The sequence below is a fragment of the Pseudomonas solani genome (genome assembly GCF_026072635.1).
In the GTDB taxonomy this organism is placed as follows: Bacteria; Pseudomonadota; Gammaproteobacteria; order Pseudomonadales; family Pseudomonadaceae; genus Metapseudomonas; species Metapseudomonas solani.
The window spans coordinates 3,290,242-3,307,880 of sequence record NZ_AP023081.1 but is presented as its reverse complement, the minus strand read 5'-3'; the positions used below and the strand labels follow the sequence as shown (position 1 = coordinate 3,307,880).

General features: G+C 69.2%; 16 protein-coding genes. 5 read left to right on the top strand and 11 right to left on the bottom strand.

All coding sequences use genetic code 11. The features are described 5' to 3' along the window. Window positions 1-3: 3 nt before the first annotated feature. The 5 genes from PSm6_RS15025 to PSm6_RS15005 all read right to left on the bottom strand — a co-directional run bounded on the left by PSm6_RS15025 (window position 4) and on the right by PSm6_RS15005 (window position 4,871). On the bottom strand, window positions 4-2,448 hold the full coding sequence (locus PSm6_RS15025; RefSeq protein ID WP_265170475.1) for a fimbria/pilus outer membrane usher protein: 2,445 nt from the start codon (window positions 2,446-2,448) through the stop codon (window positions 4-6). Between the two features lie 25 nt (window positions 2,449-2,473). Then, window positions 2,474-3,262 carry a fimbrial biogenesis chaperone gene (locus PSm6_RS15020; protein ID WP_021218831.1) on the bottom strand — a complete coding sequence of 263 codons (789 nt, stop codon included), beginning with the start codon at window positions 3,260-3,262 and terminating at the stop codon, window positions 2,474-2,476. 13 nt (window positions 3,263-3,275) lie between these two features. Beyond that, complete coding sequence (locus PSm6_RS15015) at window positions 3,276-3,824, bottom strand: Csu type fimbrial protein (RefSeq protein WP_021218832.1); 549 nt, start codon at window positions 3,822-3,824, stop codon at window positions 3,276-3,278. Beyond that, window positions 3,824-4,351, bottom strand: a complete 528-nt coding sequence (locus tag PSm6_RS15010) for a Csu type fimbrial protein (RefSeq protein ID WP_265170474.1) — start codon at window positions 4,349-4,351, stop codon at window positions 3,824-3,826. Before PSm6_RS15010 ends, PSm6_RS15015 begins: the two co-directional genes overlap by 1 nt. 73 nt (window positions 4,352-4,424) lie before the next feature. Continuing rightward, a complete protein-coding gene (locus tag PSm6_RS15005; RefSeq protein WP_263403929.1) occupies window positions 4,425-4,871 on the bottom strand; it encodes a Csu type fimbrial protein in 447 nt (148 codons plus the stop codon). Window positions 4,872-5,724: 853 nt separating this feature from the next. Between PSm6_RS15005 and PSm6_RS15000 the strand changes: the two genes are divergently transcribed. Further along, on the top strand, window positions 5,725-6,207 hold the full coding sequence (locus PSm6_RS15000) for a BRO-N domain-containing protein (RefSeq protein WP_021218835.1): 483 nt from the start codon (window positions 5,725-5,727) through the stop codon (window positions 6,205-6,207). Between the two features lie 335 nt (window positions 6,208-6,542). On the opposite strand, the gene tesB is transcribed toward PSm6_RS15000, so the two are convergent. The 3 genes from tesB to PSm6_RS14985 are packed head-to-tail and all read right to left on the bottom strand — an operon-like array spanning window position 6,543 to window position 9,584. Beyond that, window positions 6,543-7,412: an acyl-CoA thioesterase II gene (gene tesB / locus PSm6_RS14995; RefSeq protein ID WP_184492074.1), complete on the bottom strand. Its 870-nt coding sequence runs from the start codon at window positions 7,410-7,412 to the stop codon at window positions 6,543-6,545. 52 nt (window positions 7,413-7,464) lie between these two features. Further along, window positions 7,465-9,030, bottom strand: coding sequence for a SagB/ThcOx family dehydrogenase (locus tag PSm6_RS14990; RefSeq protein ID WP_265170473.1), 1,566 nt, complete (start codon window positions 9,028-9,030; stop codon window positions 7,465-7,467). After that, the gene (locus tag PSm6_RS14985; protein ID WP_021217548.1) at window positions 9,027-9,584 is read right to left on the bottom strand and encodes a GNAT family N-acetyltransferase; all 558 of its coding nucleotides are present in this window, start codon (window positions 9,582-9,584) and stop codon (window positions 9,027-9,029) included. Before PSm6_RS14985 ends, PSm6_RS14990 begins: the two co-directional genes overlap by 4 nt. A gap of 90 nt (window positions 9,585-9,674) precedes the next feature. On the opposite strand from PSm6_RS14985, the gene PSm6_RS14980 reads away from it, so the two are divergent. The 3 genes from PSm6_RS14980 (at window position 9,675) to PSm6_RS14970 (ending at window position 12,711) form a co-directional block, all read left to right on the top strand. After that, window positions 9,675-10,595: a histone deacetylase family protein gene (locus tag PSm6_RS14980; protein ID WP_265170472.1), complete on the top strand. Its 921-nt coding sequence runs from the start codon at window positions 9,675-9,677 to the stop codon at window positions 10,593-10,595. A gap of 281 nt (window positions 10,596-10,876) precedes the next feature. Further along, entirely contained in the window at window positions 10,877-11,398 is a 522-nt protein-coding gene (locus PSm6_RS14975; protein WP_021217546.1) for an NINE protein, read from the top strand. A gap of 89 nt (window positions 11,399-11,487) precedes the next feature. Next, a complete protein-coding gene (locus PSm6_RS14970) occupies window positions 11,488-12,711 on the top strand; it encodes a TIGR03862 family flavoprotein (protein ID WP_021217545.1) in 1,224 nt (407 codons plus the stop codon). Between the two features lie 3 nt (window positions 12,712-12,714). Here PSm6_RS14970 and PSm6_RS14965 read toward each other — a convergent pair whose 3' ends face one another. Genes PSm6_RS14965 through PSm6_RS14955 form a run of 3 tightly spaced genes read right to left on the bottom strand, consistent with a single transcriptional unit; the run spans window position 12,715 to window position 16,321 of the window. After that, on the bottom strand, window positions 12,715-13,614 hold the full coding sequence (locus PSm6_RS14965; protein ID WP_265170471.1) for a LysR substrate-binding domain-containing protein: 900 nt from the start codon (window positions 13,612-13,614) through the stop codon (window positions 12,715-12,717). A 32-nt stretch (window positions 13,615-13,646) separates the two neighbouring features. Beyond that, window positions 13,647-15,857 (bottom strand): xanthine dehydrogenase family protein molybdopterin-binding subunit, encoded by a 2,211-nt coding sequence (locus PSm6_RS14960; protein WP_265170470.1) that lies wholly within the window; start codon window positions 15,855-15,857, stop codon window positions 13,647-13,649. Further along, window positions 15,854-16,321 (bottom strand): (2Fe-2S)-binding protein, encoded by a 468-nt coding sequence (locus PSm6_RS14955; RefSeq protein ID WP_043245040.1) that lies wholly within the window; start codon window positions 16,319-16,321, stop codon window positions 15,854-15,856. Before PSm6_RS14955 ends, PSm6_RS14960 begins: the two co-directional genes overlap by 4 nt. Before the next feature lie 122 nt (window positions 16,322-16,443). Here PSm6_RS14955 and PSm6_RS14950 point away from each other — a divergent pair, with 122 nt between their 5' ends. After that, window positions 16,444-17,343, top strand: coding sequence for a LysR substrate-binding domain-containing protein (locus PSm6_RS14950; protein ID WP_021217541.1), 900 nt, complete (start codon window positions 16,444-16,446; stop codon window positions 17,341-17,343). Window positions 17,344-17,639: the final 296 nt, after the last annotated feature.

Genomic DNA, 17,639 nt, shown 5'->3' with positions numbered 1-17,639 from the left:
AGGTCAGCGACAGGTCAGCGGGCCGATCTGCGCCAGTTCCTCGTCCAGGCTCTTCAGCTCCACCGTCACCGCACAGTGGCTGCCGTCGGGCAGCTCCACGCGCAACGCGTTACGCAGCTCCAGCCCCTCGAAATACACCAGCCCGTCCCAGCCCACATAGGCCTCCAGGTCGCGCCCCTCGACCCGGGCGATGGCGCCGCGCGGCAGCACCTCGCCACGCACGTCGATCAGCAGGATGCTCGCCGCCACCACCCGCGCCATGGGGAACTCCAGCAGGGCGCCGCTGCCTTGGTGCACGGCAATCTCCTGGGAGACATCCGGGATACGCACGTTGCCCGGCAGGCCCAGGGGGTCGATTTCGTAATTGGCGCGGTAGTAGGACGGCACCCAGGGCACCAGCAGGTGACCGCGGCTGTCGGTGTGGCCCAGCAGCTGGTGCTCGAAGTTCACCGGCACGTCGGCGAAGCCCGAGGTGCTGACCAGCACGAAGGCGTCGTTGATGCGGTTGCTGGGGAACACCCCGCCGTCCATCCACACCAGCGAGCCGCTGATATCGCCCCACTGGGTGCGCTCGCCATCGTTGTCGTACACGCCCAGCTGCATCTGCGTATAAGGCGTGCGCCAGGTGACGTCGGCCTGCGTGTAGCGGCCGCCACCGGCGGCGTAGCTGAGGTTGTAGCCGACGCCGCCCTGGCTCGGTGCGGTGCGCCCGTAGTTGACCCGCTCGCGGTACTTGCCGTTGGTGTCGCGCTCGACGCTGGCGCTGAAGGTGGAGAGCATGTCGAACGGCATGATCAGCTGCACCAGGGCTGAATAGCCCGAGGTGCCCAGCTCGCGGTTCATCGACACGTACAGGCTGCTGTTGGCCCACAGGCTGCGCGACCAGGAGAAGTTCAGCACGCGGGTGCGCTCGCCGCTGCGGGTCTCGCTGGCGAAGTAGCCGATGCCGAGGCTGCCGATCTCCTCCGGGCTCACCGAGAAGGTCACCTGGTCGGTGCGCCGCGCCAGGCCCAGTTCCTCGCGGCCCAGCTCCAGGGCGCTCACCTGGCTGACGTCGACGAAGCCCGAGCTGCGCTGCACACGCTGGAAGGCGAAGCCGAACAGCGGCGAGTAATAGCTGTAGCCGAGGCTGGCCTGATGGCCGCGCAGGCCCTCATAGGTGCTTTGGGAAAACGAGGTGCCGAGGGTGCCCCAGTTGCCCAGGCCGAAGGTGCCGCCGAGCCCGCCCAGGCGCAGTTCCTCGCCCAGCTCGGCGTGGCTCTCCAGGGTGAAGGCGTCGCTGATGCCGTAGCGGAAGGTGCCGCTGCTCACCGTGCTGCCATAGGCGAAGCTCTTCACGCCGTAGTCTTCGCGCAGCTTGCCCACACCCAGGGAGTAGTCGTACAGGCCCTTCTGCAACAGCGTGTTGGTCACGTAGAAGGGCACGTCGGTGGACACCTGGCGCCCCAGGGCGTCGGTGGTCACCACCGTGGCGGTGCCCGCGCCGCTGATGTAGGGCACGTTGCTCACGGTGAAGGGGCCGGGCTGCAGGTCGTCGCTGCTGACCCGCGCATTGTTGATGAACAGGTCCACCGTGCTCGGCACCGCGGCATCGCCGCTGAAGCGCGGCAGGGGGTAGGTGACCAGGTCCGGGCGCAGGCCGAAGTTACGCGACACCTGCACGCCGCCCACCCGCACCGCGCTGTTCCAGGTCAGCGCCCCGGTGACCAGGTCGCCCACCTGCAAGGTGCGCAGGCTCTCCTGGTCGTTGAGGGTCCACAGGGTGTCGTAGCGCACGTAGCCGTCCCCCTCGCCCTCGCTGTCGCCGAAGCTCTTGCGGTACACGCCCGTATTGCCCAGGGTGCCGCGGCTGCCGAACAGGCGCTGCTCCAGCCAGGTGCTGGCGTAGCGCTGCCCGGCATCGCTGTCGGTGTAGTAGAGGTCGTAGTTGAACAGCGCGCCGAAGTCGGCGCGGGCCGGGGTGCGCGCATACACGCTGGTATCACCCACCTCCTGGCGCGGCAGCCACTCGCTGGGCAGCGTCAGCTTCAGGCGTTGCAGCTCCTGGTCGTACTCGCTGCCCAGGCCCTCGATGGCATCCAGCGCCTGGGGCCCGCTGGCGCCCTCGGGCAGGCGCACGCCAGCGCCACGCAGGTCCTCGGCCTCGACCCAATAGCGGCCAGCACGGACGATCACCGGCACCACCTTGTCGGTAGGCATCTCGTTGACCACCAGCTCCAGGTAGAGGGTGTACTCCCCCGGCGCCGCGCCAGGGTCGGTGGCCGCCGGCTCGCCCGGGCCCGGTCCTGGGCTGGAGTCGACGGGCGCAGCTGCGGCGGCCTCGGCGGGCGGCGGGTTGGGCTCGGCCGCCCAGGGCGCGCCGCCCAGCAGCAGAACGAGCAGCAGCCCGCCCCACAGGCGCCATGCCCATGCCGTTGTGTTGCGCCCGTTGCCCCCAATATGCGCCATCCTTCGGCAGTCGCCCGGCCGCTGTTCAATGGGCCGGTATCGGCTGGGGCTCGGCCTGCTCGTTGATCCGCGCCTCCAGCACGAAATTGCCGCTCGGCGCCCGCTCCGGCAGTTGCCAGCGCATCTGCGCGCCGGGCAGCACGTAGCCCAGCAGGCCATCGGCGATCAGTGTGCTGGCGCCCCCCTGGCGCAGCGATACCTTGGACAGCCGGGCATGGGCCGGCCCCTGGTTGCTGAGGAACAGGTAGCGCCGGCCTCCTTCCTGGCGCACCTGATAGCTGAGCCTGGGCTGCAGGATCTGCACCCCCTCGCGGGGCTTGGCGCCGCTCACCGGCTCCGGCCCCGCGCCACCGCCGAACACGAACAGCGGCACCGAATAGCGCATCTGGAATTTCACCCCCAGCTGCGGGTCGACCTGGGCATCGGGGCGCAGCATCTCGTCCACCAGCACCCGGTAGGCCTGCTCGGTGCCGGCCGGCGCCGGCTGGGTGGCGATCAGGCGGATCATCTGTCGCTTGCCCGGGGCGATGGTCACCACCGGCGGGCTGCCGATGATGGTGCGCTGGGCGTCGAGCTGGTCGTCGAAGTTGCCCTGGCGCCAGGTCATCACCCGCACCTGCAGGTCGACGGGTTGCTGGCCACGGTTCTCCAGCCACAGCGCGGCGGCCTTCTGTTCGGCCTCGATGGTCGGGTTGATCGGCCAGATCAGCACCGAGCTCGCCGCCATGGCCGTGTTCGCCGCCGTCAGGCCCAGCCCCAGCAAGGCGGCGATGACGCCGGTGCGCAGGCCATGTCCTAGGGCGGTTCGGTGCATGGGCTTCCCCTTCTCAATAGGTCACGGTGACGGTCACCGTGTCGTTGTAGATCCCGGCGCTGGGCATGGTCGCCACCGCGAACAGCCGCGCATACACCGGGTAGGACTGGGTGCCGCTGGTGGCGCTGTAGGTCAGGCTCATGGCCGTGGCGCCGTTGCTGCCATCCCCCCAGACGGCGCTGTAGCCGGCGTCCTTGTACAACTGGTAACGCAGGGTCTCGGCGCCCTTGATCATGTAACGGCCGCCGGTGACGCTGGCGGTGTTGAGCCCGGCGTTGAGGGCGATGCTCAGCGAGGTGCCGGGCGTGCACTGCAGCTGGATTGAGCCGTTGCCCACCGTGCTGACCCGCGTCACGTCGCTGGGCAGGGTGCTGACCTGGCCGAAGTTGATGCTGCCGTAGGTGGTCACGTCGCTGCTGCCGCTGCCCAGGATGCAGCCGGCGGTCACCGCCGCCTTGATCTCGAACAGCTGGGTGATCTGCAGCTCGTTGAGGCCCGTGTCGGCGAAGCAGCCCAGGCCCGGCAGCAGGGCCAGGCTGGCGACCAGGGGCCGGCGCAACATCACCAGCTCACCGTCACGGTGACGGTGTCGGTGTAGGTGCCCGACAGCGGCGCGGCCTGCACCGGCACGCGGCCGTAAACCGGCAGCAGTTGGTCCTGGCCGTTGCCGGTGCCGGTGACGCCGATGCTGTTGTCCCACACGGTGGCGTAGGTGGCGGAGGTGTAGAGGTTGTAGCTGACCTGGGCCGCCGAGGGCCCGGTCATGCGGCGGGCATTGACGTTGCCGCTGCCGCCGGCGCTGATCAGTACGCGATAGGGGGTGCTGGTCAGGCAGTTGACCCGCAGTGCACCGGCTCCCGCCGTGCCGACCACGGTGACCTGCGCGGCGAGGTTGAAGTGGGTGCCAAAATCCAGGGTGCCGAACTGGCCGAGGGTCGCCGGTACCGTGCTGCCGGCGCTGCAGGCCGGCAGGACTTCAGCGGCTATTCCGATGGTGGCGCTCTTGCTGGCGGCATGGATCGACGGACAGACCGTCGTCGAAACCATCAGCACCAGCCACATCCACTTGCTGTCGCAATGGCAGACCATGGCGGTTCCTGGCTGTGAGTCTTACTTCCGTGTCGCAGTGGTCATTGCCGGGCGCCGGGCCCGGTCACAACGCTTACCAGGTGATGGTCACCTGGACGGTATCGGTGTAGGTGCCGGTGGCGGGTGTCGTCTGCGGCGGTACGCGGCCATACACCACCAGCTCCTGGTTGGCGCCGGTGCCGGTGGCGGCCAGGGCCGTGCCGCCGTTGCTGCCGTTGCCCCAGAGCGTGGTGCGCGCCGCCTCCTTGTAGAGGTTGTAGGCGATCACATCGGTGGCGCCGGCACTCATGTTGCGCTGGTTGCCGGTGGCATGCAGGCCCGAATCCAGCGCCACCGAATAGTTGGTGCCGGTGGTGCAGGTCACGCCGAACGAACTGCCCGCCGAAGCCCCCACGGACTGGGCCTCGATGATGCTGTTCAAGCTCGGGTAGGTACCGAAGGCGATGCTGCCGAATGTGTTCGCACTGCCGTTGTTGCTGCCGTTGTTCACGGTGCAGCCGGCGCCGATGACGAGTTGCACACCCAACTGCCCCTGGACCGTCCCGGCGGCCTCCAGAGTGGTGGAAAGAGGCAGAAGCACGAGGGACGAAATCAAAAACTGAGCGCGGTTCATTATGAAAACTCCTACAACACCCAAGACTCCACGAGCACTTGCGTACCAATGAATGGGACCGTAGTAGAAATTCGGCGGCGTTCAAAAAGCTGAAGGTGCCAGCACGCTGGCGCAACGTGCCATCACAGGGCCTACATGGCTTCAAACCTATGTATTGGCGCGGCTTTCAGGGCCTTGTAGGAAATAAGAGGAAGAATAAATAGCGTTTTACTTACGAAATAAAGAGCAAATAGCCAGTATGCGTTTTTAAACGCATTAGCACTGTTCGGACGGGTTTAAATTGCGATTGGCAATAAAGACTTGAGCGGATTCTCCTACAGCAAATCGCCTAATAACATCGACTCGTTGGAAATATTTCACTCAGGGTCTTACAGCGGGATAAACAAATGACGGGGAGTGGACTGCAGGCCGATCCCTACATGACAACTGCATTGCCGTCCTACAAAGCCGCTGGGTAGCTTCTCGCCCCGTCATGGCCTTGGTCATGACCGGGAGTAGAGCCCCGTACTTGCTGGTGCAGCACACACGCCATAGCAGCCCACGAGCCTGAAAATCGTCGGGCTGGCAGTCTATGGCGGACTGTGCGAGGTGGGTGCAAACCCTCCGGTTCACGCACAAGCAGACCGGGCTCTACCCTCGCACGGTCCGCCACCCTTCCCCTCGGTGGCGGCTCCACGTCCAGCACAGGAGTTCTGGAACATGCGAGCCATCCAGTCGCAACAGCGCATCACCTGCCGCCCCTCCACCCCGGAGGCGCGCCATGACTGACTACCGCATCGCCACGCGCTTCATCCGCTACCGCCGCCCCCTCAACGTCGTGCTGATCGACGGCCTGCCCTGGTTCTGCTGCCGCGACCTCGCCCGCCTCACCAACAGCCGCCTGGACATGCGCCTCACCGCCAAGCTCGACGCCGACCAGTGGCGCCAGGAAACCCTGCGCCACGAGGCCGGGCAATTCACCGACGAGCTGCTGGTGAACGAAAGCGGCCTGCACAGCCTGCTGCTGGTGAACTTCTACCACCCGGAAAACCGCAGCTTGCGCCAGTGGATCACCCAGGAAGTGCTCCCCGCCCTCCTCGACGGCCAACGCACGCCCGACCACCAGCCCCGTCGCCGCCTGCTGAAATGGCAGGGCCACCACCAGGTCAACCTCATGGAATGGCAAGGCCAATGGTGGATCCGCTACGAAGACATGCCCCGCGTCCTCGGCCAGAGCGAGGCATTGAAGCAGCAGTTGTCCTGAGGCCGGCCTTGGGGACGCCTGGGATACCGAGGTGATGGGTTTCGCACGGCTCTACCCATCCTACGAAGCACCTGCAAGGCACACGTAGGATGGGTAGAGCGCAGCGAAACCCATGCGGTGCAAAACTCGCCCAGGGTGCAGGCCGGGAACACCGATTGGTGGATGAGAAGAGCGTCATCCACCCTACCCGGGCCCGGTCGTCGTGGGGCACCGGGGCATTTCGGGCGGGTGGACATCGCTTTTTATGTCCACCAGCGGAGTCGGGCGCTACGCCATGGCCCACTCGGCGGAGCGCTTCGCGAGCAGAGCTCGCTCCTACGGGGTGGGCGCGGGGGTTATTTCCAGTCTTCGCGCACGCGGGTCAGGCCTTCCTGGGCCACCGAGGCCACCAGTTGGCCGGCGCGGTTGAAGATGCTGCCGCGGGAGAAGCCGCGGGCGTTGCCGGACCAGGGGCTGTCCATGGAGTACAGCAGCCAGTCGTCCGCGCGCAGGTCGCGGTGGAACCACAGCGAGTGGTCGAGGCTGGCCACCTGCATGAACTTCTGCCACACCGAAACCCCGTGGGGCAGCATGGCGGTGGTCAGCAGGCCGAAGTCCGAGGCATAGGCCAACACGTATTTGTGCAGGGCGCGGATGTCCGGGAGGTTGCCGTCGGCGCGGAACCAGACGTACTTGATCGGCTCGCCGGGCTTGGGGTCGTAGGGGTTGTTGGCGGTGACCGGGCGGATTTCGATGGGCTTGTCGCAGAGGAACTTGTCGCGCATGCGCTCGGAAATCAGGTGGGCGTTCTGCCGGGTGAGCTCCAGCTCCGAGGGCAGGTTCTCCGGCCCAGGCACCTGGGGCATGGTGATCTGGTGCTCGAAGCCGTTCTCGTCGGCCTGGAACGAGGCGCTGCAGGTGAAGATCGGCTGGCCCTTCTGGATCGCCGTCACCCGCCGGGTGCTGAAGCTGCCGCCGTCGCGCACCCGGTCCACGGTGTAGACCACCGGCAGGGTGGCGTCGCCCGGGCGCAGGAAGTAGCCGTGCATGGAGTGCACGTGGCGCTCCTCTTCCATCGTCTGGCTGGCCGCCGACAGCGACTGACCGAGCACCTGGCCGCCGAACAGCTGGCGGAAGCCCAGGTCCTGGCTGGTGCCACGGAAGAGGTTCTCCTCGATGGATTCGAGGCTCAGCAAGGCGACCAGATCATCCAGCACCTGGGTCATGTGGGGTATCTCCTCTGCAAGGCGGCTGCCCCGTTCAGGGTCGGGGTCGAGTTCATTCAGGATAGGCCGGTGCCGTCGTCAGGCGCTCATCCCAGCGGGCGCGGCCAAGGGTGAAATGGTAAAGACTTTGCCAGCGGCTGTCGGCAAGTCCGAGCAGTTCATGCACCGCATCGTCGAAATAACAGCCGATGCCGGTGCCGGAAAGCCCCGCCGCCTCGGCTTCCAGGTACAGCAGTTGGCCGAGCAGGCCGCATTCCCAGAACAGCCTCGGGTAGCGCCAGGCGCCCTGCTCCAGGGCCTGGTCGAAGCGCGCCAGCATGGCCAGGGCGACGCAGCCGTCGGCGGCGATGTCCTGCCCGCAGGAGAGGAAGCCCGCCAGACCCCGTGCATCACCTTCCAGCAGGCGGTACAGCGGCAGTTCGCCGGGCACCCGTCGCCAGAGGAAATCCTCCCGCAGCCCCTGCGCCAGCTCGGCCTCCGGCGCGGCGCCACGGGCCAGCCAGTAGAGGCCGGGCTCCAGGCCCTGCACGCGGTGCACGAACAGCAGCAGGTCCACCTGCGGTGCCCCCGCCAGGGCCAGGGGCACCGGCGAGTTTTCCGGCATCAGCCGGCGCAGCCAGGCCAGCAGCAAGTCGGCATGAATGCCGGTGCGCCCGTCCATGGCCTGGGCGCTGCGGCGCCGGTGCAACAGCGGACGCAACGGCAGTCCGGGGTTGTCGTCGGTCTGCCGGCCGGGGGTGAAGGCGTCGTCGCCATCGACCTGCGCCGGGGCGCGGCATAGCTGCAGCACCCGCTCCAGCTCCGGCCAGTGGCGCTGCTCGCGGGACAGACGATTGGGCGTGCCGTCCAGCTCCAGCGCGGCCAGGCCGTCGAGCAAGGTGCCCGGCAGCCGGGGCAGCGGCGCGTCCGGCGCACTTATCCACAGCAGTGCGTCGGCCCGTTCGGCCTCCTCGAAGCCGGGCCGGTCCAGCCCCAGCAGTGCATCCAGCCGCGCATCGGGCACCTGGCCCAGCAGACGCACCCGCCAGCCCAGGGCGGAGGCGGCGATGGCGATGGCCGCCAGGGCGTGGCCGAGGTCGTGCTGGCAGTAGCGGTAGGCGCGCTCGCCGTACTTCCAGGCCTCGCGCCAGTGAATGCTGGAAAGCCCCAGCAGCAAGCCGCCTGCCGGCAGCGCCAGGGCAGCGGGCAACTCGGCGCGCACCTCCAGGCCGTGCAGGTCCGGTGCGTAGTGGGCCAGCACGGCCGGGCCCTCCAGGCTGCCGGCCGGCGCCAGCAGGTAGGCTTCGGTGGGGTGCAGGTTGCCGGAGGACGGGTTGACCCGCAGCGCCCAGCGGTTGCCGCCGTCCTCCTTCCAGGCCGAGAGGGCCAGGCTGTCGTAGAGCAGCTGGCCGATGCTGGCGGCATCGAAGGGCCCGGGGGCGCCGACGGGCCCGGCGAAGGGCTGGTCGTAGCGCGGCGTCTCCTCCAGCGGCCGGCGCGGCAGGGCGATGCAACGGGCGCCCGCGTAACGGCGGAACGGCGCCGGCTGGGTCGACCACTCCAGGTGCCCGGGACCGGGGGCCCAGGCATCCGGGCGGTGCTTGCTCAGGGCGTGGTAGGCGCGAACCTCATCGCTCATGGCCGCTCCAGCCAATCCTGGCGGTGGATGCGGTAGAGGATGTGGCTGCGCAGCGGGTGACCGACTTCCACCTTCGGGTGCTCGAAGTCGCCGGCCTCGTCACGGGTCATGCCGATGCGTTCCATCACCGCGCTGGAGGCAGTGTTGGCCGGGGTGGTGAAGGCCACCACCTGGGCCAGCTGCAGGGTGTCGAAGGCGCAGGCCAGGGCTGCGCGCGCCGCCTCGCTGGCGTAACCCTGGCCCCAGTGGGCGCGGGCCAGGCGCCAGCCGATCTCGGTGGCCGGGGTGAAGGGCGCCTCGAAGCCGACCTTGCCCAGCCCGGTGAAGCCGATGAATTCGCCGTTGTCCTTGCGCTCCAGGGCCCAGAGGCCGAAGCCGTGTTCGGCGGCGTGGGCGCGGGCGCGCTGGATCAGCGCGGCGGCCTCCTCGCGGCTCTGGGTGCCGGGGAAGTAGCGCATCACCTCGGGGTCGGCGCAGAGCGCGGCCAAGGGATCGAGGTCGTCGTCGCGCCAGGCGCGCAGCAACAGGCGTGGGCTCTGCGTTTCGAGGGGCATGGTCGGTTCCTCCAAGCGTGGTGGTGCTTACGGCATGGACAGCCAGCGGGGTACTCTTGCGCCCCGGCCGATGAAAAATAGCTCCGCATTATGCCTTTGCCGCTGGTCTACCACGACGACTACAGCCCGCCCTTCCCCGACGGGCACCGCTTCCCCATGGAGAAGTTCCGCCTGCTGCGCGACCACCTGGTGGACAGCGGGCTGGTCCGCGACGAGCAGTTGCTGCGCCCCGAGCTGTGCCCGGCCGACATCCTCGCCCTCGCCCACTGCCCCGACTACATCGCCCGCTACCTGCAGGGCGAGCTGGCCCACGAGGACCAGCGCCGCCTCGGCCTGCCCTGGAGCGAGGCCCTGGCCCGGCGCACCATCCGCGCCGTCGGCGGCTCGGTGCTGGCCGCCGAGCTGGCCCTGGAGCACGGCCTCGCCTGCCACCTGGCTGGCGGCACCCACCACGCCCATTACGACTTCCCGGCGGGCTTCTGCATCTTCAACGACCTGGCGGTGATCAGCCGCTACCTGCTGGCGGCCGGCCGGGTCGGACGCGTGCTGATCTTCGACTGCGACGTACACCAGGGCGACGGCACGGCGTGCATCCTCGCCGACACACCCGAGGCCATCACCGTGTCCCTGCACTGCGAGAAGAACTTCCCCGTGCGCAAGGCCGAGAGCGACTGGGACATCCCCCTGCCGATGGGCATGGGCGACGCCGACTACCTCAGGGTGGTGGACGACGCGTTGAACTACCTGCTGCCGCTCTACCAGCCCGACCTGGTGCTCTACGACGCCGGCGTGGACGTGCACCAGGACGATGCCCTGGGCTACCTGAAGCTCACCGATGCCGGCGTCGCCGCCCGCGACGAAGCGGTGATGCGCCACTGCCTGGGCCGCGACATCCCCGTGGTCGGCGTCATCGGCGGCGGCTACAGCAAGGACCGCCACGCCCTCGCCCGCCGCCACGGCATCCTCCACCACAGCGCCGCCCGCGTCTGGCACAGCCAGGGCCTCGCCTAACCCGCCACAACGCCGGCGTAAGACGGGGCACAGGATGGCCGTAGAGCGCGGCGTAGAGCGAGGTGTGGGGGAGCGTAGGGTGGGCCGGGCGGCGCTCCGCTTCTGCCCACCGAATACACCTAATCCCAACCCCCCACTCGCAACTCCCCCAACCCCCCCACCATTCCCCCAAACACCCACAACCCCCAATCCCCGCCGCCTTCACAGAATCATGGCCACCTGCTAGCAGCCGCTCCTGCCCACTGCTAGAGTCGCCGCTTCCCCCTCACAAGGATGTCTCCATGGAAGTCCATGCCTACCAGGCACCCAGCGCCAACCTCGAAGCGGAAAGCGTGTTCTGCCGCAACTGCGGCGCCGCCATCGCGCCCACCGCGCAGGCCTGCCCGCGCTGCCATGCCGACCAGAACCTGAATTCCAAGAGCAAGATCACCGCCGGCGTACTCGCGTTCTTCCTTGGCGGCCTCGGCTTCCACCGCTTCTACCTGGGCCAGTGGTGGGGGCTGTTCTACCTGCTGTTCTGGGGCACCGGCATCCCCAGCCTGATCTCGCTGATCGAGGCCATCGTGTTCTTCTGCACCAGCGACCAGACCTGGAACGCCAAGTACGGCCGCACCAAGGGCAGTGCCTGGCTGATCGGCCTGGCAGGCGGCTTCGCCCTGCTGTTCGTGATCGGCATCCTGGCCTCCATCGCCATCCCCGCCTACCAGAAGTACGTGGAGCGGGCCAAGGCTGCCCAGGCCCGTATCGAGCAGCAATACCAGCAACAACCGCAGGCCGAGCCGCAACTGCGCCAGCAGCAGTGAGCCCGCCGGGCGCCGCCCCGCGCGGCGCCCATGCCCGCTGGCGAGGCCTGCGCTAGAATGCGCGCCAGCCCAACCTCGCCAAGCCCGCCATGACCCAGAATTCCCTCCCCGTCGCCATCATCGGCGGTGGCCCCGCCGGCCTGATGGCCGCCGAAACGCTGGCGCTCGCCGGCGTGCGGGTCGACCTCTACGACGCCATGCCCTCGGTGGGCCGCAAGTTCCTCCTGGCCGGTGTCGGCGGGATGAACATCACCCACTCCGAGCCCAGCGACGCCTTCCTCTCCCGCTATGCCGAACGTCGCGACGATGTGGCCGCGCTGCTGCACGGCTTCGGCGCCGAGGAGCTGCGCGCGTGGATCCACGGCCTGGGCATCGACACCTTCGTCGGTACCTCCGGCCGCGTGTTCCCCACCGACATGAAGGCCGCGCCGCTGCTGCGCGCCTGGCTCAAGCGCCTGCGCGAAGCGGGCGTGGCCATCCACACCCGCCACCGCTGGCTGGGCTGGGACGCACAGGGCGACCTGCGCATCGCCACGGCGGAGGGCGAACGCAGCGTCGCAGCCCGCGCCACCCTGCTCGCCCTGGGCGGCGGCAGCTGGGCGCGCCTGGGTTCCGACGGCGCCTGGGTGCCGCTGCTGGAAGGCCGTGGCGTCGCCATCGCCCCGCTGCAACCGGCCAACTGCGGCTTCGAGGTGGAAGGCTGGAGCCAACTTCTGAAGGACAAGTTCGCCGGTGCGCCGCTGAAGACCGTGGCCCTGCGCCTGGACGACGAGCCACCCCGCCCGGGCGAGTTCGTGCTCACCGCCGGCGGCATCGAGGGCAGCCTGGTCTATGCGCTGTCGGCACGCATCCGCCAGCGCATCGCCCGCGACGGCAGCGCCACGGTGCACCTGGACCTGCTGCCCAACCACCCGCTGGAGAAGGTCATCAAGGCCCTGGCCAAGCCGCGCGGCGCGCGCTCCATGGCCAAGCACCTGCACAGCCAGCTGGGCATCGACGGGGTCAAGGCCGGGCTGCTGCGCGAGCTCACCCCGGCCGAGGTGTTCACCGACCCGGCGCGCCTGGCCGCCGCCATCAAGGCATTGCCCATCACCCTGGTGCGCCCGCGCCCGCTGGATGAGGCCATCAGCTCCGCCGGCGGCGTGCCCTTCGAAGCCCTCGATGACAAGCTGATGCTCAAGGCCCTGCCCGGCCTGTTCTGCGCCGGCGAGATGCTGGACTGGGAAGCCCCCACCGGCGGCTACCTGCTCACCGCCTGCTTCGCCAGCGGCCGCCGCGCCGGGCTGGGCATGCTGGAGTGGCTGGCCCGTTAGACGTCAGGCCGGCAACGGCAGCTCGGTGGCGCTCTGTTCGCGCAGGGTTTCGAGGAAGCGCTGCAGCACCGCCGAGTCATCCCCCGCCCGGTAGATGGCGTACAGCGGCACTTCCGGCAGCGGCGGCTGCAGGCGGCGGAACACCACACCGGCCGGCGCCAGCTGCTCCAGCGAAGCCGGGAGCAGCGCCACGCCGAACCCCGCCTGGACCAGCCCGAGCAGCGTCTGCACCTCGATCACCTGCTGCAGGATCAGCGGGCTGAAGCCCACCTGCACGCAGCACTGCACGAGGAAGTTGGCGAAGCTCGACTGGTTCAGCTCCAGGGTCACGAAGAACTCCCCCGCCAGGTCGACGGGCGCCAAGGTCGCGCGCTGGGCCAGCGGGTGCTCCGCCGGCAGCACCGCGCGCAGGGGTTCGTAGAGCAGCAGCTCGTTGCGCAGGCCGGGGTCATCATGGCCGACGCGGAACACGCAGACGTCGATGCGGTGCTCCTTCAGCGCCACCAGCTGCGCCGCCGGGGTCATCTCGTGCAGGCGCCAGCGCACGTCCGGGTAGCGGGTGCGGAAGCGGTGCAACGCCTTGGGCAGCACGCCGACCATCACCGAGCTGATCATGCCGATCTCCAGTTCGCCCAGCTGGCCACGGGCGGTCTGGCGGGTGAGGTCGAGCGCGCGGTTCAGCTGCTCGAACACCAGCGGCACCTGCTGCTTGAGGGTACGGCCGGCTTCGGTCAGTTCCACCCGGTGGTGGCTGCGCTCGAACAGGCGCGTGCCCAGGGCTTCCTCCAGCAGGCGTATCTGCTGGCTCAGGGGCGGTTGCGACATGTGCAGCCGGGTGGCTGCACGGCCGAAGTGCAGTTCATCGGCGAGCACCGAGAAATAGCGCAGCAGTCGTAAGTCCATGCAGCCTCCGCAAGCCGTTCAGTTCACCCCGTTCAGCCCAGGCCATCCAGCGCCAGCGGCGTGTCCCGCAGGCGCTTGCCGGTGAGCCGGAACACCGCGTTGGCGATGGCCGGCGCCACCGCCGGGCTGGCCAGCTCGCCGATGCCGCCGGGCGTGTCCCGCGCGCCTTCGAGCACCTGGATGTCCAGCGCCGGCATGTCCGACATGCGCGCCACCCGGTAGTCGTGGAAGTTGCTCTGCACCACCTGGCCCTGGCGGATGTCGAGGCGGTCGAACAGCGCATGGCCGAGCCCCCACATCAGCCCGCCCTGGAGTTGCTCCTCCACCCCGCCGGGGGACACCGCCAGGCCGCAATCCACCACGCAGGTGAGGCGCTCCACCTGCACCGTGCCGTTGCGCCGGGCCACCTGGGCGATCACCGCGATGAAGCTGCCGTAGCCCTGGTTGGTGGCGATGCCCAGGGCCGAGTCCGCCCCCGCCGCGTGGCCCCAGCCGGCGCGCTTCGCCGCGGTGCGCAGCACCTCCACATGGCGCGGCCGTTCGTGCATGTGCGTCAGGCGGAAATCCAGCGGATCGCGGCCGCCGGCCTGGGCCAGCTCGTCCATGAAGCTCTCCACCGCGAAGACGTTGGGGATGAAGCTCACCGAGCGGTACCAGCCGCTGGGCACGCCGCTTTCGTGGCGCAGCCAGGCCAGGTCCAGGTGCGGCGCGCGGTAGGCGAAGTCGAAGGCGGAGATGGCCTCGGTGGTGCTGTAGTCCATGTGGTCCGGGCGCTCGAAGTAGCCCGGCTCCCACATTTCCGGCGAGGCCGGGGACACCGCGCGCAGCCTGAGCGCCTGCAGGGCGCCCTCGCCATCCAGGGCCCCTTCCAGGCGGTGCAAGGTGGCGGGGTGGCCGTAGAGGGCACGCATCTCGTCCTCGCGGCTGTTCATCAGCTTCACCGGCACCTTGGCCTGGGCGGCCAGGTAGGCGACCTCGAACAGCCAGTACTTGGCCTCCCGCGCGCCGAAGCTGCCGCCGGAGACCATCTCGTCGATGTGCACTTTTTCCGGCGGCAGGCCGCAGATCACCTCGGCCGCCTCCATGGCGAAGGACGGCACCTGCACGCCGCCCTTGAAGGTGATCCCGCCCGCGTCGAGCCAGGCGATGATGCACACCGGCTCCAGGGGGTTCTGCATCTTGCCGGGCATGCGGTAGTCGGCCTTGATCACCCGCCCGGCGCCGCCCAGGGCCGCAGCGGCGTCACCGGCCTGCAGCGTCGGCACCGGCGCGGCGCTGGCGGCTTCCAGCGCCTTGGCCTGGGTTGCGGCCAGGTGCTCGCTGTCGAAATCCGCCAGGCCGCCCTGCCACTCCACCACCAGCGCGGCGCGCCCCAGCTTGGCGGCCCAGTAGTCGTCGGCGAGCACCGCCACGCCTTCCTGGTTGCCGCCGAGCACCTTGTCCTGCGCGGGGATGCGGATGACCCGGTGCACGCCGGGCACCTTCAGCGCCGCGCTGTCGTCGATCCTCGCCACCCGGCCGTTGACCACCGGGCTGCGCTGCACCACCGCCACCCACATGCCCGGCACCCGGGCGTCGATGCCGTACTCGAAGCGCCCACGCACCTTGTCCGCCGCGTGGCGCTTGTGGCGCAGCTTGCCGATGTAGCGGAACTGCGCCGGGTCCTTGAGCTTCACCTCTTTGGGCGCCGGCAATTGTGCGGCGGCGTCGGCCAGCTCGCCGTAGCCCACGCGGCGGCCGCTGGCGGCATGCAGCACCTGCCCGCCACGGGTGGTGCAATCACTGGGCGCCACGCCCCAGCGCAGCGCCGCGGCCTCCACCAGCAGGGTGCGCGCGGTGGCGCCGGCCTCGCGCAGGCGCCCGTATTCCAGGGAAACGCTGGTGCTGCCGCCGGTGGAAAACACTTTCCACAGCGGGTGCCGGTAGGCCTCGAAGAAGGGGTTCTCGGGGGTGATCACCTGCACCTCCAGCGGGTCCAGGTCCAGTTCCTCGGCGACGCAGGCGGCCAGCGCGGTGTGGGTGCCGGTGCCGGAGTCGTGCTTGTGCACCACGATCCTCACCGTGCCGTCGGCCAGCACCCGCACCCAGGCGTTGGGCTCGAAGGGCGCCGTGGCCCCGGCGGCCGTGCCGAGTTCGCGCCCGGCCTGGGCGCCGCCCAGGTGGAAGCCGATGGCCAGGCCCGAGGCCAGGGTCGCCGAATGCTTGAGGAAGGTGCGCCGCGCCAGCGGCCGGGCCAGGCTCATGTGGCGTCCCCCTGTGCCGCGGCGGCACGCTTGATGGCCTTGCTGATACGCGGGTAGGTGCCGCAGCGGCAGATGTTGCCGGCCATGGCCGAGCGGATGGTGTCGTCGTCGATGGCGGTGCCGGAGGCCAGCAATGCCGCCGCCGACATCAACTGGCCGGATTGGCAGTAGCCGCACTGGGGCACGTCCTCCTCGACCCAGGCGAGTTGCAGCGGGTGGTCGCCCTCGGCGGACAGCCCTTCGATGGTGGTGATCGCATGCCCCGCCGCAGCCGCCAGGGGGAACTGGCAGGAGCGGATCGGCGTGCCGTCCAGGTGCACCGTGCAGGCGCCGCAGAAACCACCGCCGCAACCGAACTTGGTGCCGGTCAGGTACAGGCGGTCGCGCAGGACCCAGAGCAAGGGCGTGGACGCCAGCGTGTCTTCCAACTGATGGCCTGTACCGTTCACCACGATCTCGATCATGCCGGGCGCTCCTTGAACTGAGGCGAGAATTCGCGTGTAGTCGTGCCGCCCCATAGTGGGTGGGAGCTGCGGCGCCAGCCAGCGACGATTTCCGCCAACCCGTGTAAGCAGGACTTACAGCCATGTACAAGCGATACCCGTCGCTGCAGTCGATGAGCGCGTTTCTCCAGGCCGCCCGTACCGGCAGCTTCTCCCAGGCCGCCCGCGACCTGGACCTCAGCCACAGCGCCGTGAGCCAGCAGATCCGCACGCTGGAAGAATTCGTCGGGCAGCCGCTGTTCCTTCGCGAGAAGGGCCGCAGCAGCCTCACCGATGCCGGCCAGCTGTTCGCCGGGATGCTCGCCGACGGCCTGATGCAGATCGACAAGGCACTGTCCTCGGTGAGCCACCGCGAACTGCCCCGGCGCCTGACCCTGGATGTGGATGCCGAGCTGGCGCAGAGCTGGCTCAACGCCCGCCTGCCGGCGCTGCTGGAGCTGTTCCCCGGCCGCGAGATCCTCTTCCTGTCCATGCCGCGCCTGGAGCGCCAGGCGTTCGAGCGCGTCGACCTGAGCCTGCGTTACGGCTACGGCGAGTGGCAGGACTGCGAGTTCGCGCCCCTCTGCGACGACCGCGTCACCCCCGTCGTCTCCCCGGCGCTGCTGCAACGCCATGGCTTGGTGGCCCCCATCGAGCCGGCCGAGGTGCTGAAGCTGCCGCTGCTGGGCTACTCGCGGCGCTCGTGGATCCCCTGGCTCGACGCCGCCGGCCTGGAGCCCACCGAGCCTGCGGCGGTGATGGTGTTCGACAACGTCGCCAACCTGCTGGCCGCCGCCGAGGCCGGCACCGGCGTGGGGCTGGTGCGCGGCCTGCTGGCCGCCGATGCCCTGCGCGAAGGCCGCCTGGTGCGCCTGACCCGCACCAGCATTCCCGCGCACTACAACCTCTACGCCCTCTGGCCCCACGGCGGTGGCGAGAAGGTTGCGCCGATGATCGCCGCCATCCGCGACATGGCGGCGAGGACGTTCGCGGCGATCGGGTGAGCACCTGGAAGCCCGATCGCGACCGATCCTACGGCGGAGCAATGCACTCGTAGGATGGGTAGAGCGAAGCGAAACCCATGCTGGCGGAGCGAGCACCGAGCCACGGGAAAAGCGGCAACACACAGGCAGAGACATGACCGCTGTGTAGGGTGGATGGCGCTTTTTCATCCACCAGGCGGAGTCGGACCGGGCACGCCGTTATGCCTGAGGCGCCGCATTGATGGGTTTCGCGTAGCTCTACCCATCCTACAGAGGCCACTTGCGCGGTGAATTCGTGCCCAACGCGGGCATGGCGC

What these genes read in the sequence shown, in the direction of transcription:
- PSm6_RS14975 (WP_021217546.1), top strand. Translation starts at nt 10,877, where the DNA reads ATGGAAGTCCATGCCTACCAGGCACCCAGCGCCAACCTCGAAGCGGAA.
- tesB (WP_184492074.1), bottom strand. Translation starts at nt 7,412, where the DNA reads ATGACCCAGGTGCTGGATGATCTGGTCGCCTTGCTGAGCCTCGAATCC.
- PSm6_RS14955 (WP_043245040.1), bottom strand. Translation starts at nt 16,321, where the DNA reads ATGATCGAGATCGTGGTGAACGGTACAGGCCATCAGTTGGAAGACACG.
- PSm6_RS14950 (WP_021217541.1), top strand. Translation starts at nt 16,444, where the DNA reads ATGTACAAGCGATACCCGTCGCTGCAGTCGATGAGCGCGTTTCTCCAG.
- PSm6_RS15025 (WP_265170475.1), bottom strand. Translation starts at nt 2,448, where the DNA reads ATGGCGCATATTGGGGGCAACGGGCGCAACACAACGGCATGGGCATGG.
- PSm6_RS15010 (WP_265170474.1), bottom strand. Translation starts at nt 4,351, where the DNA reads ATGGTCTGCCATTGCGACAGCAAGTGGATGTGGCTGGTGCTGATGGTT.
- PSm6_RS14965 (WP_265170471.1), bottom strand. Translation starts at nt 13,614, where the DNA reads ATGGACTTACGACTGCTGCGCTATTTCTCGGTGCTCGCCGATGAACTG.
- PSm6_RS15015 (WP_021218832.1), bottom strand. Translation starts at nt 3,824, where the DNA reads ATGTTGCGCCGGCCCCTGGTCGCCAGCCTGGCCCTGCTGCCGGGCCTG.
- PSm6_RS14990 (WP_265170473.1), bottom strand. Translation starts at nt 9,030, where the DNA reads ATGAGCGATGAGGTTCGCGCCTACCACGCCCTGAGCAAGCACCGCCCG.
- PSm6_RS14985 (WP_021217548.1), bottom strand. Translation starts at nt 9,584, where the DNA reads ATGCCCCTCGAAACGCAGAGCCCACGCCTGTTGCTGCGCGCCTGGCGC.
- PSm6_RS15000 (WP_021218835.1), top strand. Translation starts at nt 5,725, where the DNA reads ATGACTGACTACCGCATCGCCACGCGCTTCATCCGCTACCGCCGCCCC.
- PSm6_RS14970 (WP_021217545.1), top strand. Translation starts at nt 11,488, where the DNA reads ATGACCCAGAATTCCCTCCCCGTCGCCATCATCGGCGGTGGCCCCGCC.
- PSm6_RS14960 (WP_265170470.1), bottom strand. Translation starts at nt 15,857, where the DNA reads ATGAGCCTGGCCCGGCCGCTGGCGCGGCGCACCTTCCTCAAGCATTCG.
- PSm6_RS14980 (WP_265170472.1), top strand. Translation starts at nt 9,675, where the DNA reads ATGCCTTTGCCGCTGGTCTACCACGACGACTACAGCCCGCCCTTCCCC.
- PSm6_RS15020 (WP_021218831.1), bottom strand. Translation starts at nt 3,262, where the DNA reads ATGCACCGAACCGCCCTAGGACATGGCCTGCGCACCGGCGTCATCGCC.